This is a genomic window from Acidobacteriota bacterium, assembly GCA_040752675.1.
Lineage (GTDB): Bacteria > Acidobacteriota > Polarisedimenticolia > JBFMGF01 > JBFMGF01 > JBFMGF01.
The window spans coordinates 1-17,125 of sequence record JBFMGF010000022.1 but is presented as its reverse complement, the minus strand read 5'-3'; the positions used below and the strand labels follow the sequence as shown (position 1 = coordinate 17,125).

General features: G+C 50.0%; 17 protein-coding genes. 7 read left to right on the top strand and 10 right to left on the bottom strand.

What is annotated here, in order from left to right:
• The first annotated feature begins 239 nt into the window (after positions 1–239).
• From AB1756_02340 to AB1756_02330, 3 genes are all read left to right on the top strand, one after another.
• The gene (locus AB1756_02340) at positions 240–527 is read left to right on the top strand and encodes a hypothetical protein (GenBank protein MEW5806179.1); all 288 of its coding nucleotides are present in this window, start codon (positions 240–242) and stop codon (positions 525–527) included.
• A gap of 141 nt (positions 528–668) precedes the next feature.
• On the top strand, positions 669–1,913 hold the full coding sequence (locus AB1756_02335) for a DUF1343 domain-containing protein (GenBank protein ID MEW5806178.1): 1,245 nt from the start codon (positions 669–671) through the stop codon (positions 1,911–1,913).
• Between the two features lie 67 nt (positions 1,914–1,980).
• Positions 1,981–2,874, top strand: coding sequence for a complex I NDUFA9 subunit family protein (locus AB1756_02330; GenBank protein MEW5806177.1), 894 nt, complete (start codon positions 1,981–1,983; stop codon positions 2,872–2,874).
• Between the two features lie 17 nt (positions 2,875–2,891).
• Here AB1756_02330 and AB1756_02325 read toward each other — a convergent pair whose 3' ends face one another.
• Both AB1756_02325 and AB1756_02320 read right to left on the bottom strand, forming a co-directional pair.
• Positions 2,892–3,467, bottom strand: coding sequence for a DedA family protein (locus AB1756_02325; GenBank protein MEW5806176.1), 576 nt, complete (start codon positions 3,465–3,467; stop codon positions 2,892–2,894).
• Positions 3,468–3,479: 12 nt separating this feature from the next.
• Positions 3,480–5,171, bottom strand: a complete 1,692-nt coding sequence (locus AB1756_02320; GenBank protein ID MEW5806175.1) for a peptidase — start codon at positions 5,169–5,171, stop codon at positions 3,480–3,482.
• A gap of 190 nt (positions 5,172–5,361) precedes the next feature.
• On the opposite strand from AB1756_02320, the gene AB1756_02315 reads away from it, so the two are divergent.
• The 3 genes from AB1756_02315 (at position 5,362) to AB1756_02305 (ending at position 9,606) form a co-directional block, all read left to right on the top strand.
• Positions 5,362–5,703, top strand: a complete 342-nt coding sequence (locus AB1756_02315) for a DsrE family protein (GenBank protein ID MEW5806174.1) — start codon at positions 5,362–5,364, stop codon at positions 5,701–5,703.
• A gap of 156 nt (positions 5,704–5,859) precedes the next feature.
• The gene (locus tag AB1756_02310) at positions 5,860–9,294 is read left to right on the top strand and encodes a glycoside hydrolase family 38 C-terminal domain-containing protein (GenBank protein MEW5806173.1); all 3,435 of its coding nucleotides are present in this window, start codon (positions 5,860–5,862) and stop codon (positions 9,292–9,294) included.
• 18 nt (positions 9,295–9,312) lie between these two features.
• A complete protein-coding gene (locus AB1756_02305) occupies positions 9,313–9,606 on the top strand; it encodes a DUF3467 domain-containing protein (protein ID MEW5806172.1) in 294 nt (97 codons plus the stop codon).
• 19 nt (positions 9,607–9,625) lie between these two features.
• Here AB1756_02305 and AB1756_02300 read toward each other — a convergent pair whose 3' ends face one another.
• The 6 genes from AB1756_02300 to AB1756_02275 are packed head-to-tail and all read right to left on the bottom strand — an operon-like array spanning position 9,626 to position 14,902.
• Positions 9,626–10,129 (bottom strand): MogA/MoaB family molybdenum cofactor biosynthesis protein, encoded by a 504-nt coding sequence (locus AB1756_02300; protein MEW5806171.1) that lies wholly within the window; start codon positions 10,127–10,129, stop codon positions 9,626–9,628.
• A complete protein-coding gene (gene dxs / locus AB1756_02295; protein ID MEW5806170.1) occupies positions 10,126–12,057 on the bottom strand; it encodes a 1-deoxy-D-xylulose-5-phosphate synthase in 1,932 nt (643 codons plus the stop codon). The genes AB1756_02300 and dxs overlap by 4 nt, the downstream gene beginning before the upstream one ends.
• 60 nt (positions 12,058–12,117) lie before the next feature.
• The gene (locus AB1756_02290; protein ID MEW5806169.1) at positions 12,118–12,738 is read right to left on the bottom strand and encodes a class I SAM-dependent methyltransferase; all 621 of its coding nucleotides are present in this window, start codon (positions 12,736–12,738) and stop codon (positions 12,118–12,120) included.
• Positions 12,739–12,772: 34 nt separating this feature from the next.
• Positions 12,773–13,861, bottom strand: a complete 1,089-nt coding sequence (nadA, locus tag AB1756_02285; protein MEW5806168.1) for a quinolinate synthase NadA — start codon at positions 13,859–13,861, stop codon at positions 12,773–12,775.
• A 31-nt stretch (positions 13,862–13,892) separates the two neighbouring features.
• Entirely contained in the window at positions 13,893–14,414 is a 522-nt protein-coding gene (locus tag AB1756_02280) for an NADH-quinone oxidoreductase subunit B family protein (GenBank protein ID MEW5806167.1), read from the bottom strand.
• Positions 14,411–14,902 (bottom strand): NADH-quinone oxidoreductase subunit I, encoded by a 492-nt coding sequence (locus AB1756_02275; protein MEW5806166.1) that lies wholly within the window; start codon positions 14,900–14,902, stop codon positions 14,411–14,413. Before AB1756_02275 ends, AB1756_02280 begins: the two co-directional genes overlap by 4 nt.
• Before the next feature lie 201 nt (positions 14,903–15,103).
• Here AB1756_02275 and AB1756_02270 point away from each other — a divergent pair, with 201 nt between their 5' ends.
• Entirely contained in the window at positions 15,104–15,775 is a 672-nt protein-coding gene (locus AB1756_02270; GenBank protein MEW5806165.1) for a rhomboid family intramembrane serine protease, read from the top strand.
• 90 nt (positions 15,776–15,865) lie between these two features.
• Here AB1756_02270 and AB1756_02265 read toward each other — a convergent pair whose 3' ends face one another.
• The gene (locus AB1756_02265; protein ID MEW5806164.1) at positions 15,866–16,411 is read right to left on the bottom strand and encodes an AAA family ATPase; all 546 of its coding nucleotides are present in this window, start codon (positions 16,409–16,411) and stop codon (positions 15,866–15,868) included.
• Between the two features lie 76 nt (positions 16,412–16,487).
• Entirely contained in the window at positions 16,488–17,087 is a 600-nt protein-coding gene (locus AB1756_02260) for a hypothetical protein (GenBank protein ID MEW5806163.1), read from the bottom strand.
• Between the last annotated feature and the right edge of the window lie 38 nt (positions 17,088–17,125).

Below are 17,125 nucleotides of genomic sequence, written 5' to 3'. Positions count from 1 at the left end.
CGAAGATCTACAGGATAGACGTAAAAGGATAATTTCATAGTAACACGCCTGATTAATGCCTGCGCTCCAACTCTCTGATTTTAAATAGCATACTCCATTGTGTTAAACTATGACTGTCGAACGCAGGCTTAATAGTAACCATCGTGACTTTGGTGCTCTGGAGTGCTCTTGTTGCGGTAAATGATCAGAGCAGGCCAACCCACAAAGTGCAAGCACATCCCATCAACGAAAGGATTCAGATGCTGTATCATAGAGACAACAAAGAGAATATCGAAGGCTATGAGCTTGTCAAAGACGATCGCACCCTGCTTGTCTTATGGGATGGCGATCATGATGGCATATTGAATATGTGGCAGTACTACATCAACGGCGAATCTCTGGTCCTTGTTAAAGATCGCAACAGCGATTGCAGATTAGATTGGTGGCAATTGCGCATGAGTTCTGAAGCTGGAAGACTGGCCCAGGACAATGACTACGATGGTATAGTTGATGAAGATTTCGAGATACGGTTCACCACCAAGCATTAAACGACGTCAACCATCTCGCTTTACATTGACAAATCCAAACTTTTTCCTTGTCCAGATGATATTGCATGGCATATAGTATTGATGCTTATTGCAAACATTCTAGCCTCTCAGGAAAGATTCTTCATGGAGAGGAACAGACTTATGTCAAATTCTTTAAAGACCGGTCTGGACATCCTGGCTGAAAATGACTTTCAATGCCTGAAGGGATGTAGAATAGGACTGGTCGCCAATCAATCGTCTATCACTTCTGACTTCAGATACTCCTTCGACTTACTCGTGAAATCCAAGAAAGTAAATCTGGCCGCCATCTTCAGCCCGGAACATGGTCGCTTCGGTTCGGAACAGGACATGGTCCCGGTCAAAGATCAAAGGTTCGACCCAGGAAAGAACAGGCCTGAAAGGCAAAAGAAACCCGCAGGCAAAAAAAAGAGCGCAGACACTCCGGTTCCAGTGATAAGCCTCTATGGAAAGACTGGGAGATCGCTTATACCAGACAAAAAAGCGATGGAGTCTCTGGATGCTCTGGTATTTGATGTTCAGGATGTCGGTGCGAGGTATTACACGTTCATATACACCATGTCCTTTTGCATGGAAGCCTGCGCGAAGCATGGAAAGACGATGTTCATCCTCGACCGTCCCAATCCAATAAACGGAATCAACCTGGAGGGTCCCGTTCTCAAGAAGAGCTTTTCCTCATTCGTCGGCAGATTTCCTATCCCTGTGCGGCACGGGATGACTGTCGGCGAGCTTGCTTTCCTGTTCAACGTAGAATTCGGTATAGGATGCGAGCTCAGGATAATCAAGATGAAGGGATGGAAGAGGAGGATGTGGTTCGATGAGACGGGGCTTCCCTGGATCGCTCCCTCCCCCAACATGCCGACGCTGGATACGGCAACTCTCTACCCCGGTACCTGTCTTCTGGAAGGGACCAATCTCTCCGAGGGGAGAGGAACTACGAAACCGTTTGAGTATATCGGAGCGCCCTGGATCGATCCAGAGCGTTTCACAAAAGCGCTGAAAGAGGAGAAGCTTCCGGGTGTCGTCTTCCGCCCGATCCGCTTCCAGCCAAAATTCCAGAAATGGAAAGACGAGGCATGCGGCGGCGTCCATATCGCCGTCACAGACCGAAGATGCTTCAAGCCTTTCCTGACAGGAGTCGCCATCCTCTCAGCGGCGCTTAAGCTCTATCCCGGCCAGTTTCAGTGGAGACAGGAACCATACGAGTTTGTGGATGACCGTCTCGCCATCGATCTCCTCGCCGGCTCGGACAGACTGCGACGGCAGTTGGAATCCGGGACTTCTCTGAAGAGGATCGAATCATCCTGGCAGAAAGAACTCAAGAGTTTTGCGGCAACCAGGAAGAAATATCTTCTCTATCCTTATTAATAGAGATTCAAAAGGCTCTAATGAAGTAAAGCTCCGAAATAAATGCGGTCCAGGGAGTAAACTTGAAATGACAAAGATCTTTCTGGCGGGTGGAACAGGGTTCGTTGGAAGGCAGATCACGCAAGATCTCCTCAATAATGAGTATCATGTGAGATGCCTCGTCAGGAAGGGTTCGGAATCAAAGCCTGCGGCGCCGGACCGCGTCGAGACGGCCTACGGAGATATAGGAGAGCCACATTCGCTAAAGGAAGCGATGGAAGGCTGCGGCGCGGTCATCAACCTCGTTGGCATCATCCGGGAATTCCCGAATAGAGGGATCACCTTCGAAAGACTCCATTACGAAGGGACCAGGAATCTCGTCGACGAAGCGAAGAGGCAAGGAATAAAGAAGTTCATCCAGATGAGTGCCCTGGGTGCTGATATCAACGCTCGTACGGTGTATCATCGGACCAAGGCAAGAGCGGAAGATCATCTCAAATTGAGCGGCTTGAGATACACAATCTTCAGGCCATCCATCATCTTTGGCTCCGAGGATAAATTTGTAAACCTTTTTGCCGATATGATGAGAAAATTGCCGGTGATCCCTGTTATCGGCAGCGGGAAGTACATGCTTCAGCCGGTTTCGGTGAAAAATGTCTCGGAAGGGTTCGTCAGAGCGATCGAGTTTTCTGAAACCGACGATCAGGTATACGAAGCTGGAGGGCCGGATAAGATGGAGTTCAATGCAATCCTCGACACCATTGGCAAAACCCTGGGAAAGAGGGTAAGGAAGGTTCACATTCCTTCATGGTTCTTGAAGCCTGCCGTCAAAATAATGGAACGATTCCGCTTTTTCCCTCTCACCTCGGATCAGATGAAGATGCTTCTTGAAGGGAACATCTGCGATGAGAGGAGATTCTTCGAGACCTTCAGAATCAAGCCGATCATCTTCCGGGAAGAAATCAGAAGCTACATCAAATAGATTCATTTCCCCTTCTTTCAATCAAGACCAGCAAGGGTCTTTCTTCTCCTCTTCTTATAGATGAGGTGGAAGATCAGTACCAGGATGATCGTGATCATGAAGGCAGCCAGAAGCCAGATCTCAAGTTGTCTTACTCTTCCGATGAGAAGCTCGGCACTCTTGCTAAAGCAGTAGCCAAGACTTCCCAGGAGCGTGGCCCAGAGCATGCATCCGATGAGATCGACAATTGCGTATCGGATGAAGGAAAGATGATGAAATCCCCAGAAAGCCATTGTGGCCATCCTGGTCCCCCAGATGAACCTCGACAGAAAGATGCTCCAGACGCCGAACTTTTTCGTGAAACGCTCCGCTTTCGTAGAAGCAGAGGCAATTTTCGCTCCTTTATTGAAATAGCCTCCGGCGAATCTTCCGAGGAGATAATAGAAGGTGTCCCCGACCCATCCTGCGACTGTTCCAACTATGCAAACACTAAAAAAACTCAGCAGGTTAAGATGAGCAGAAACACCCGCAAAGATCATGGTGGCGTCTCCCTCCACGGCCACTCCAACGAAGACCGCCATCAGACCATACTGTCGGATAAATTGCTCAATCATGAAGAGAGATCTTTACCAGTTCTTCATCTTCTCTTCTACAGTGAAGATGGGCTCGATGTCGACAGGAATCCCCTTGAGCTTCTCAAGCATCTTTTCGACTTCCGGAGTCATCACTGCATACTCTTCGAGTAGCTTCTTCGCCCCGTAGTAATCTCCCCTTGCCTGGATCATCAATAGTTTATTTGCAAGCGCCCTGACCGATTCCTTGATCTTGCCGAAGTCAATGCCGACTTTTTCCGAATTTGGATCATGCTTGATCCCGCCCTTCTCAAGAATGTAGTTGAACTCTAAGATGTTCGCCCTCCCATGGGCTTCCCCTATGCCAAAACGGATTGCCCTGAAGATCCCTGCGAGAAACGTAGCATAAGTCTCTTTCTCCAGTTCTTTCGGGAACTCCCCTTTATCGATGAGATACTGCGTGTCGAGAAGTCCGACGATATCAGCCTTTGCCTCTTCTATCGCAGAGTATTGTTCCTTCAGCGCCTGCCCCACTTCGGTCTTCGTGCCATCTGGAAGCGTGATGAAGCCCGGTCCGAGTCCGTGGGCGAGCTCGTGCTGGAGAACGTCGTTGAAGTAAGCGTTGAAGTTGACGTACTTCCGCTGATCTTCTCCAAGAACAATCTTAGAGATCGGCATCAGACTCTTGCCGAATTTCGCCTGGGAAACATTCTTCAACAAGACTTTCTTGCTCCCCCTGGCTTTCCTGACCCGTTCGTCGTTGGGGAGGTTGAAGGCTGTCGTCTGGACGCCTGCCTTGGTATCGCCCGCGGAGAAGACTTCGATTGCTACCCTGATCGGAGATACCGCTCCGCGATCCTTATTCTTATGCTCATCGGGAATCGGAAGATTCATCTCAAATTCGGGAAGGAACCTGACGAGCTTCTCGAGATTCTTACTCTCCTCCGGATCATTGATAGTAACGAAGGATTCAAAGGCTGCCTTGTAACCGAAGAGGGTATCCTCATAGACTTCATAGGGTCCGATCGTGATCTCGATGAGGTTGTCCTTTAGATCGATCCAATCGATGTCGCTCTTATAATAGTCGTCTTTCAGGAACGCCTTTGCCCGGCTCTTCAGATACTTCTTGAGCGAGGGATTGTCCGTCAGCTTTGCCGCTTCTCTTAAAAGCCTGGCGGCAGGCTTCAGAAATTCCGCGTACTCTCTGGAATAAGGTACGGCTACAAGTCCATCACCCCGTCTTCGTATAACTGTGAAGAGACTCTTGAACTTTTCCGCATCCTTCGGATGGTTCTTGATCCACTTATCGAACTCTTCCTTCGTCATATCCTCAGGATAGAAGTTCGCTCCCCCGGGTCTCTTCTCTTCCCCCATGAAAGGTTCCCTTTCATCGAGCCTGTCGAAAGGCCCGAAATTTATCGTGAAGTAGTGAAGGAGCTCCTTATGCGTCGGATCATCCATCTTCTGCAAGGTATCCCTCATCTCCACATTCTTGCTGTAACACTGGCGCAGGAACGCTTCATCCATCATCAATGAAGCTTCCACGAGTTTCTTTAAAAGCTTCTTATCCTTCTCCGAGAGGATTGAATCATCGAAGTCGATATTCGTCGGCGAATACCTCTCCATCTTCTTCACGACATCAAGCTTCTCACAGGCCCTTGCATCATTCATTGCCGCAAAGCCTGAAGCTACGATTAGAACGACGCAAAATAGCAAGAGAGCTGAAAGAACAGATAACTTTTCCATCTTTTTCCTCCATCATAAGAACAATGCTTCTCTCGAAAAGAAAAATCTTTATTATTATATCCCCGAAAAGAAGAAACTCAATTCAAAAGCCTCGATGACACTATTGCAAAGAGAATCGTCAGAATGAGATAATTTCTGGGAATAACGCTATTATTGGTGCAACCCGTTAATCGTTAGGAATGAGGCCATTATGAAGAATAAAGTAATTGTGATCGGGGCGGATTCGTTCGGAAGGGGAGATGAGAAGCTTGGCTCCATCCTTCTCTCGAATTTCCTGAGGATCCTTGGCGAGAGAGAGAGGGAAGATTTACCGGAAGCTATCTTCTTCTCCAATTACGGTGTCCGGCTGGTCTGTGAGGGGTCGAATAAGATCGATCACCTGAGGGTACTCCAGGAGAAAGGAGTTATACTGCTGACCTGCCGGACCTGCCTCGAATACCTTGGCCTGATGGACAGAGTGGTTGTCGGAAAAGTGTCCAGCATGGCCGAGTTCATCGAGCTGGTTTCAAAATATGATGTTGTTTCCATTTAATTAGCTCGTATATTTTAGGACAGATTTGTCATAGGAGGGAAGCCGATGAGCCTGACGTGTCACATCCGATCTCTGGTTTATATCGCTTTTGTCTCTAAATTTTTCCTGATTGCTTTAGCAGCACCTTTCTTCCAATCCTTCATAGCGCCTTCGGCAATGGCATACACTCCTGGTACGGGGAATGTCTTCACAGAGAATTTCAATGATGGTGATGATGAGGGGTGGGATAGCGGACTCGGCGGAACGGTATCCAGGTGGGGGATTGACTATTTTAATGGAAGCATGGACTACTCCGCCGATGGGTGTGCTGATCGGGGCAAGCCGCCGCTTCATGCCTCAATGCATCTTATCCATCCTATCCCTTCCGTTACCTCTTCGGTTGCCTTCTACCTATATTCCCAGGGCGGAAGCGGTTTTTACTTTTACCTGGATCTCGAACAGAGGGGATGTACCAAGCGGCTTTACCGCCTGCAGATAAAAGATGATGGATCATTAGAGTTCTGGGCCGCCGACGGAAGCGGCTCCCCCATTTTCCTGCTAACCAAATCGGCTGCCAACAAGTTCAAATTCAACACCAACCAGTGGATCCGCTTCGCTATCGAGGGGACAAGCTACCCTGTCCTGAAAGCAAGGGTCTGGGGAGGAAGCGCTCAGAGCGAACCTTCCACCTGGATGCTTGAATATGCCGACACAACTTATATGGTCGAGCGGATCAGCAAGATGACAATCGGAACAGAATCCCCATGCCTGAACTTCACATACATCGACGACATGGACCTCTTCGGAGACAAATCAAAGGGGGTCATCTCCTCCATCAAGACGATCTATATCATGGAACTTTCCCACCTCGACATTGGCTTTACGGAACCGCCGGATGAGATTGAGCAGTTCTGCAAGACCCACCTAGATCAGGTCATCCAGAATCTGAAGGCCGATCCAGCCTACATGTGGAATATCGAGTCGGTCTGGCAACTCGAGCGATGGATCGACCGGAGCACCCAGGCACAGATCGACGAGATGTTCGACTTCATCAGACAGGGACGGATCGCAGTCATGGGAGGCTACGCCAACCTCCAGTCTCACGGTAACGGGTACGAGGAACAGATTCGCACCCTCTACCCTGGATTGCGGATGGCGCGCGAACAGAACTTCCAGATAAAGACCTATCTCCAGGATGATGTCCCAGGGAATACTTTTGCCATCCCTGAGATTCTCTCGAAGAGCGGACTGAAATACTACATTGGCGGGATGAACTGCAGCTTCGGCGGCAAGACGAATCATCCTGACCATACGGAGAGACCCTTTTACTGGATCGGTCCGGACGGTTCCAGACTTCTCACCTGGTTCACCTTCGACGGCTATGCGGAGGCCTTCAATTACGGCTTTGGCTTTTTCGACAATATCAATACACTCTTCCAGAAACTGGGAGAGACTCTTCCCAAGAATGAAGAGGAGTGCTATCCGTACGATACGCTCCTTCTCATGAGGGGCTTCGACAATCACTACCAGGGGCTCTTCGTTAAGAACCTCATCGACCAGTGGAACTCCACATACCAGACCCCAAAGTTTATCCTCTGCCACCCGGATCAGTTTCTCGAAAAGATGATCGAGATCATCGGTCCAGAGAATATCCCTGCATTCGCTGGAGACTGGGGGAACGCCTGGGGAACAGGAGGACCAATCCAGGCTCATGCCACTGCCAACAACAGGAAGGCGCACAGGAACGCGAGAGAGGGAGAGGCCTTTGCAGCGGTGAGCGATGCCTATGGATTAGCCCCGAATCCGACGTCAGATATCAGATTCATGTACAGAAGGATCCTCGAATATGACGAGCATTCGGGCGGAGGAGCCGGATGGCCCGAGTACTTCACTCCAGAAGAAACGGAAAGGAACAACAGGATCCATCAGGGATATGCCCAGGATGCCAGGAACACGGCGGAGAAGGTGCTTAACGATTCCGTTGACGCCGTCGCTTCAAACATCCCGGCAACGATTGATAGCATTGTCGTATTCAACCCGCTCGCCTGGACAAGGACGGGATGGGTCAGGACCCAGCTTCCTCCGGAGATATTCGGAAAGAGTTTCAAGCTCATCGATTCTTCAAGCAGCTCTGAGATACCCTATCAGCGCTTCGAGGATACTTCATCCATCCTATTCAGAGCTTCCGATGTCCCGTCCGTGGGTTACAAGGTCTTCAGGATCGAAGACGGAACTCCCGTGTCACCTTCAGGAGGGTTCTTGAGCGCTTCCGGAAACGTCGTCGAGAACGATTACTACAGGATCACAATCAGTACAACCGATGGGAGCATCTCGAGTCTTTATGACAAGACTGCATCCAGGGAACTCGTGAACGCCTCATCGGCGTTCAAGTTCAACGGAGCCGCTTACACAACACACTCTACGCATTTCTTTGGGGGCGAATCCACGCGCGAGGACCCATCGAGCGCCGCCGTGACCGTAAAACTCAACGGGCCTCTCGCAGCGAGCCTCCTCGTGACCCGGACTGGCACGCCCCAGACCGAATCCGAGATCACTCTTTACAGATGGCACAACCTGATAGACATCAGAAACGTCTTCGACAAAAATGAAATGCCATACGTCAACTACGATACAGCTAGCAATATCTGGGCTGCAACCTTCCCCTTCGACATCCACAATTTTAATCTCAGAGCAGAATCACCGACTAGGTTTCTGGATCCACCGAATGACCAGTTCGATCGTTCTACGGTCTTCCCCCATCAGAACGTGGAACATTCCATCGTTTTCTGGGATGATTTCATCGGAGTCATCTCGGCAAGCCCGGAAGCCAGCGTGGAAGATTTCGAGCGGATGGCCAACACTGCAGCATCCTTCCCCCGGAACAACGCCGCTATCTTCCACAGGGTCAAAGTCAGATCCGATGAAGCGAAGTTCGAGGATGGCACCATCGGACCTTATGAGGACGAACCGGACACATCTCCTCTCTATACGATCCATCATTACTTCAAGACGCAATCATCGGGATTCTCAGGAATGGAAAGTGCGAAGTTCGGAGCTGAAAACTGCTCTGAAATGCCTGCCAGGATCATACAGCCCCAGGAGGGCTCGTTTCCTTCCGACAGACGTTCGTTCTTTTCCGTGGATGCACCCAACGCCTACCTTTACACGATCAAGAAAGCCGATGATGGAAACGGATACCTGCTGCGGCTTCTCGAACACGACGGAGTTTCCACGACCGCCCGCATCGATTCATCTCTAGTCCTCACAAACCCCCTGAAGGTCGATTTTGCGGAAAATGGCGGCGAAGCTCTTGCCATGGAGGAGGGAAAGATAGTCGTCCAGCTTTCCCCTTATGAAACTGTGACGATCAGAGTCCAGGCCAGTCCGCCCGGACCTATCGATCTGTTAGCAAGCAAGGCTCCAGAAATCGATGCTGTTCATCTTTACTGGAGCGGCGGGAAGGCTCCCTTCACCGTCAGGAGGAGCACGTCAAATGATTTCTCCACCGATGTCGTGACACTTGCATCTGGCATGTACGACAACTCTTATGATGATATCGGCGCCCTATCCGATGGAAACGACTACTACTACAGAGTCGAGGGAATTCAATAATCGCATAAAGGAGCCTCCATGGACATCAACGAAAAGTCGAGGGAGATCAAGATCAAGATAACCGATGATGTGCTGAAGGGAGTCTACGCTAATACGATGGCCGTGACCCATACGAGGGAGGAGTTCCTGCTTGATTTTATCAACATCTTTCCCCCCAGCGGTATAGTAAATGCCAGGGTCATAATCAGTCCCGGCCATTTGAAGAGGATCATCGCCGCCCTCCGGGACAATATGCGGAAATATGAAGAGAAATACGGGGAGATCAAAGAAGCTCCAGAGCCCGTAGCCGACAAGACCGGCTTCATCCAGTAGAGCGGGATTCAAAGCTTTTTCATCTGCTCATTTCGTGGATGATGTGCGCGGTTTCGAGCAGGATGATCTTCTCCATGGCCAACCGCACGGCGCTGGGGCTTCCCGGCAAGGAAAAGATGATCTTCCCTTTTGAAATGCCGGCGGATGCCCTGCTCATAATAGAAGCCGATTTGATCCGGGAATAGCTCAACATTCTGAACAGCTCTCCAAAGCCATCAAGTTTCTTTTCGTAGAGCTCGTCGAGAGCCTCGAAGGTCACATCCCTTTCTGATATTCCCGTCCCTCCATTGACGATGATGGCTTCTATATCATCTCTTTGCAATAACTTCTTTATCGCAGAAGATATCTTTGCCCTGTCATCTGGTACGATGAGATATGCCGAGCAGAGATGGCCATTCTTTTCAAGAAGAGAGAAGATCAGTTGGCCGCTTCCATCGTTCTTCTTCGTACGAGAATCGCTGACGGTCAAAATGGCGAATCCGATCTGTGCATGGGAACTTCTCTTATGTTCCTCGACACTCACAGCGCACCTTTGTGCATTGATAGTCTTTCCGAGTGCCTGCCCCGAGAATCAGCTCTTCGGAAGAGATTCTCGATGGAAGAACAGATTCGGTCTGGAGTCAGACCTATCTCTCCGAGTATCTCGCCTCTTCCCCCGTGTTCGATGAAGGAATCCGGAATGCCAAGATGGTAAACGTGCTCACGGCCAAGACCGATTTCGCCCAGTTCCTCACAGACCCCTTCTCCGAAGCCTCCTCTCAGAGAGTTCTCTTCAACTGTGACCATGATCTCGAATCTTGTCCGCATCTCGCGGAGCATCCGTTCATCCATCGGCTTGATGAAGCGGCAGTTCACGACTCCGGCATCGATCCCTTTTTCCTTCAGACCATCAGCAGCTTTCAGCGATGATAAAACCATGGAACCCACGGCAAGTATGGATATGTCCTTTCCTTCCCTCACGAGCTCCCATGATCCGATGTCGATTCTCTTCGCCTGCCTCTGAAGATCGAAAGCGTACGCCGTGTCTCTCGGATATCTAATAACAAACGGCGCGCTGGCATCATTAAGCGCCGTATCGAGCAAATCTCTCAACTCATTGCCATCTTTGGGCGCGGCGATGATAATACCCGGAATAATCCTCAAATATGAAAGATCGAAATTTCCGTTGTGCGTGGCGCCGTCTGCTCCAACGATCCCTGCTCTGTCCACGGCAAAGATGACGGGAAGCCCCTGCAGGGCCACGTCATGGATGATCGGGTCAAAAGCCCTCTGAAGGAACGTCGAGTAGATAGCCACGACGGGCCGTATCCCGGAGGCAACCGCACCGGCTGCGAATGTGACGGCATGCGCCTCGGCGATCCCCACGTCAAAAAACCTTTCTGGAAATTTTTTCCTGAATTCCTCCAGACCGGTTCCATGAGACATAGCTGCCGTTACTGCAATGAAATCTTTATATTTTTCGCCCATTTCGACCATCACTTTTCCAAAGACATCCGTGTACTGGAGGCACCCCTTCTGCGAAACGAACTCTCCACGTTCCCTGTCGAAAGGAGGAACACCGTGGAAGAAAATAGGGCTATTCTCTGCGGGAGCATATCCCTTTCCTTTCTTCGTCAGGACGTGCAACAGAATGGGCCCTTTCGTCGTCTTCAGCTTCGTGAGGATCGCGATGAGCTCCTTCAGGTCGTGCCCGTCGATGGGGCCGTAATAACTGAATCCCAGGGATTGAAACAGCGATGCCGGAACGAGGACGCTCTTCAGGCTCATCTCTAGTCTCCTCGTTACTTCGGTCAGAGGCTCTCCTAATCTTGGAAGTTTTTCCAGCATGTGGTAAACGTCCGTCTTGATCTTCTTGTAGGTGGGGTTCGTCGTCAGCGTCGTCAGGTAGTGCGAGATGGCTCCGACATTCCTTGAGATGGACATCTCGTTGTCGTTCAGTATAACGAGAAGGTCTCTCCTTGAATGACCCGCATTGTTCAATCCTTCATAGGCAAGCCCTCCCGTCATGGCTCCATCTCCAGTGATGGCGACTATGCGATAGTCCTCTCCGTTCAGGTCTCTTGCCACAGCCATGCCGAGCGCAGCCGAGATAGAAGTGCTAGCGTGCCCCGTTCCGTAGGAATCGTAGGGACTCTCCCTCATCTTGATGAAACCGCTTAATCCCCCATACTGTCTGAGCGAACGGAACTCTTCTCTTCTTCCGGTCAGAATTTTATGTGCATATCCCTGGTGCCCAACATCCCAGATGAATTTATCCCTCGGGCAGTCGAAGATATAGTGAAGGGCGATGCTCAGTTCCACGACACCCAGGCTGGCGGCAAGATGCCCTCCCCTTTCCGAGACGATATCGATGATGTACTCTCTAACTTCCCTGGCGACCTGTTCCAGATCTTCAATCTTGAGTTTTTTCAGATCCTCCGGGGTATTGATATTTTCCAGCAATGATGACATGCAAGTTCAAGCTCCAGGAGCCGCGTTAAATAATATCAAATCCATTCTCAAAATGCGATTTTACTTGAAGCCGGCGAAAACAGCCCGGTGGAAGAGTTTCCATATGCAGTCAACATCCTTGAAGGCAGCCTTTCTCATCCAGTACATCTGGTCGTCCATGGTGAAGAGCCCAACATTCTCGGGAAGTTCTTTCAACGCTTCAGCGGCCTCGCTGAACTCGTGGAAGGGTTCATGGGGTTTCTTGCTTTCCTTGCTGAGGTAGACTTTCTTGATCCTTTCCGAGGCTGGCCTGATGAGGTCTCCGTAGATGAATAGCCCGTCATCTACCATTAGCTGATGGACTTTCAAGAACAATCTCTGCTTTTCCTCCTTGGCTAATCGGCTGATATCGAAATAGGAGAAGATGAGATCATAGTCATGCCCGATCTTTTCTTTCCGATAATCCGTAACGAAGAACTTGAATCTTCCCTGATGGAAGATCAGACGGTTCTCGACGGCCGCCTTCTCTTTCGATGAGAGGTTATAGGAGTCAATCTTCAGATTCGGGAAATGATCGAGAAATTCCAGTTCCAGTCCTCCGCCGCTAGTTCCCAATTCGAGACAGGATCTGAAATCCGGGCGGCAGCACTTGACGAATTCTAAGATGATAGCTGCCATCTCGCTTCTGATGCTTTCCACCATGGACTTCCTTTATGATCGAGCACGGGAAGGACATTTATGAGATGCTCAGCATCCTGTCTAGCGCCAACCTCGCCTTCCGGGCTGTATCCTGCGGTACTCTGATTTCGTTGACGATATTCCCCAGCAGTAGCTGGTCAAGAACCCACAGCAGGTGCTGGGGATCGATCCTGTTCATTGTCGAACAGAGACAGACCCCGGGAACAAGCGATGTGATGAGCTTATCGGGGTTTTCGTTTCTCAGGCGGTTGACGAGATGGATCTCGGTCCCGATTGCCCATTTTGTCCCCGCTCCCGATTTCTGCACCATGTCGATGATATAGCTTGTGGAACCCGCATAGTCGGAGCGCTGAACGACATCGAGAGAGCATTCCGGATGAACGATGATCTTCATGTCGGGAAATTTCTTCCTGAAATATTCTATCTGTTCAACGGCAAATCTCTGGTGGACCTGGCAGTACCCCTTCCAGAGAATGATCCGCGCGTTCTGAATCTGTTCCCGCGTTAATCCTCCCATCTTCTCGCTGGGATCCCAGAGGACGAGCTGTTCCAGAGGAATGCCCTTCAAGTATCCCATGTTCCTCCCGAGATGCTCATCCGGGAGAAAGAATATCTTCTCTCTCTGTTTGAAGCCCCAGTCTATGACGGCACTTGCATTGCTGGATGTGCATACCGTCCCGCCGAGATCGCCGCAGAAAGCCTTGACGGCAGCCGTGCAGTTGATGTACGCGATGGGAATGATCTTCTCTTTCCCCAGGACACTCTCGATGTTATCCCGGGCTTCCTCCACCTGGTCGATATCCGCCATATCGGCCATCGAGCAGCCGGCTTCAAGATCGGGAAGGATGACCTTTTGATGAGGAGCGGAGAGAATGCAGGCGCTCTCCGCCATGAAGTGCACACCGCAGAAGACGATGTACCTGGCCTCCTTGTTCTCGGAAGCCTTTCTGGAGAGGCCAAAGGAATCTCCTCTCAGGTCGGCAAACTGTATGACTTCATCTCTCTGATAATGATGCCCGAGTACGAGAAGCTCCCTTCCGAGTTGCTTCCTGGACTCGGTTATCCTCTCGATCGCCTGGGCATCGGAGAGGAACATGTACTGTTCGGGTATTAGTTGAGTCACCATTCCGATTTAGGAAATTCCCGAAGAAAAGGAGTCACTTTACAAAGGGAGTCTTGTCATCCTTTGCCGGGCTTTTTTTCAGGAGGTCTCTTGTAAAGCTCTCTCCTTTGATCTTTTCCTGGATCTTCATCAATGCATGGATGAGGGCTTCCGGTCTTGGCGGGCAACCTGGTATGTAGACATCTACCGGAAGGATCTCGTCAATTCCCTGAACGACGCTGTAGACGTTGAACATGCCGCCAGTGGAGGCACAGGCCCCCATGGCGATGACCCATTTGGGCTCCGGCATCTGGTCATATATCTTTCTCACGGCTGGAGCAATCTTTTTCGTTACCGTTCCAGCCACAATCATGAGGTCTGACTGCCTGGGCGAGAAGCGGAGTGCTTCCGCTCCGAATCTCGCGATATCAAACCGCGAAGCAACAGCCGCCATCAACTCGATGGCACAACAGGAAAGACCCATCGGCATTGGCCACAGCGAGTTCTTCCTGCACCAGTTGATCACAGCATCGAGTTTGCTCGTCAGTACGCTCTGTTCTGCTTTCTGGTCCATCATTTATTTGCCCATTTCAAAACAGGATCATGTCTCTCTCCGCCAAGCCTGTAGAGGGCTTCTTTATCCATGAGCATTTCCTGCCGAGACGTGGGAGCAAATTCCCAGTGCCTGGTCATGAAGATTGCCTGCTCGGGACAGGCTTCCTCGCAGAAACCACAGAAGATGCATCTCAGATAATTGATCTCGAAGCTGACGGGATATTTCTCTACCTTGTTGTCGGAGGGCAACTCGCCAGCCTCAATCGAGATGCAGTTGGCCGGGCAGACGTACTGGCAGAGGTAACAGGCGACGCATTTGCGTCTGCCGAATTGATCGGTGACGAGTGCGGGAGCCCCCCTGTAATACTCCGGAAGAATCCATCTCTCTTCAGGATACTGGATCGTCACTTTCTTCTTAAAAAGATGCTTAAGCGTTACGCTCATCCCCCGGAAGATCTCCGGGAAATAGAGTCTTTCCGGTAGCGTAATCTTTCTTCTCGGGACGATCAAACCTCCTCCTGACCTTTCGAGACATGTATTATAAGAAACTTGATTCCATTTTGCCAGAAGCATTCTCTATCAACGCATGAAAAGCTTCGCCGCAGCAGGGTTATCATTGCGAGTAGTCGTCCATGACGCAGAAAATAATGATGATGTTTTCAAAAATGTTCTATGCTATCTTTTTGAGAAGATAAAACAAGGTCTTGATTCATGATTCCACTCAGAGATGAAAATCCAACGCGGACATTTCCCTTCGTTACAATAGCCATCATCGTCTCCAATGTTATCGTGTTTGGATACGAAGTGCTCCTCCCCCCGGAACTTCTCGAGAATCTCTTGCGGAGATACGCCATTATTCCCTACAATCTCGTCCATTTCAGCATCTCGACGCAACCCTCCGGATTTCCGAACATATTCACTCTCATTAGCTCCACGTTCCTCCATGGAGGGATCTGGCATATAGTTGGAAACATGCTCTTCCTGTGGATATTCGGAAATAACGTTGAAGATGCTCTGGGGCATTTCAAGTTCATCTTCTTTTATTTCATCTCTGCATCTGTTGCTGGACTTTCACAGTCCTTCACATCACCGGATTCCTACATTCCTGTGATCGGCGCCAGCGGTGCCGTCGCAGGAGTCCTGGGAGCCTACTTTGTATTGTACCCCCACGCCCGTGTAGTTACGCTCTTCTGGTTGTTCATCTTCATCAGGATTGTCAAGGTCCCTGCCCTCGTATTCCTTGCGCTGTGGTTCTTCCTGCAGGTAATGTATGCAGGAATGGGTGGGGGGATCGCCTGGTTTGCTCACATCGGTGGTTTCATTGCCGGGATATTGATGATCCTTCCCGCCTGGCTCCGCAGAAAGCACTTCCTCCATCTCTAAGATCCCACACTCCTCATCACAAAGCCATGGACTTCCTTTTCGTCGTGCGTGCGCCGCGATGCTTTTCTTAGCGACTTGCCCCTGATTTGATTAAGATGATTTCTCAAGGAGGGTGAGGAATTCATTGACCTTCAGGTGAAGCTCCTCAAGGGTTCCGTTATTGAAGATGATGTGGTCTGCTAGCTTCATGCATTCGTTGAGCTGCTGGGCCAGAAAGTTACTAGAATTTTCCTTCTCTTCTTTATCCTGGAACTCTTTCAGGCTCACACCATCTCCGATCCTTCCCCTTTGAAGCGACCTCTTAAAGCGGAGCTCAAGCTTTGAATCAACGCCGACAAGGAAAAAAGATTTTTCTTTCCTCAGCTCCATGACCTCATACGGGTTCCTTATGGAATCGACTACATCCTTTCCAGTGAGTCTCTCTCTGATCCTCCTGGCAAGGATGGAAGGGCCATACCGCGCCCTGAGATCATTCCCGACGTCGATCAGATTCTCCCTGGAACAATCCAGTCCTCTCCGTCGGGCTTCCTCCCGAATCACGTCGGAGAGGGAGTGATAGGCATATCCCTTTGAAACAAGATAATTAGCCACCTCTCCTTTTCCCGATGCGTTATGTCCTGTTAGTCCTACTATCACTGTTCATCCCAATAAAAAAGCCAACCGCAACGATTGGCTTTCCATGTCAGATTGATAATCTCTTCCTAAGTCTTCTTCACTTCTTTTCTTTTTGGGAGATAAGAATCTGAACTCCCCTGGTTTCCCCTTTTTCAACACTCTGGTTTTGTCGAACCGGCATCGAGATAGTTGCGGTTTTCCCGGCCCCGCTGGGATTTCCAGGCATCGTTGCCGTTGGCGAATTATTCCTCCTGAACATGGACAGCACGCTCCGCTGTTCGATCAGGTTTCCCGTGTCATTGCCGGCCATGGTGATTCCTGGAGCAGTGTATCCCTCATTAAACGATCCTCTGGTCAAACTCTTCTCTTTGAACTTCTCCATGGAATCATAACCGCTAGCCCACTTTCTATCCTCCCCCGGGTAACCGCTACCGGAATTCAACGATATCTGGCGGTTGAAGATGGCCGTATTGTTCGATGTCAATCCTTCCTGTGAGTCGATCTTGTCGACAAAGGCAGCGGGAAAGGCAATCTCATTCCCTTTCTCGAGCATCACATAGAGCATATTCCCTTCCAATCGATAGGAATTCACGACGAGTGCTCTTCCACTCTTGAGTCGTACGACATCGCGCGCTACAACTGGAATGGCGACAAGAACCGTTGCCAGGATGATAAAAGATATAATTCTGGTTCTCATTCCTCTGCTCCCTTTAATTAACTAAATTTTACTCTCAA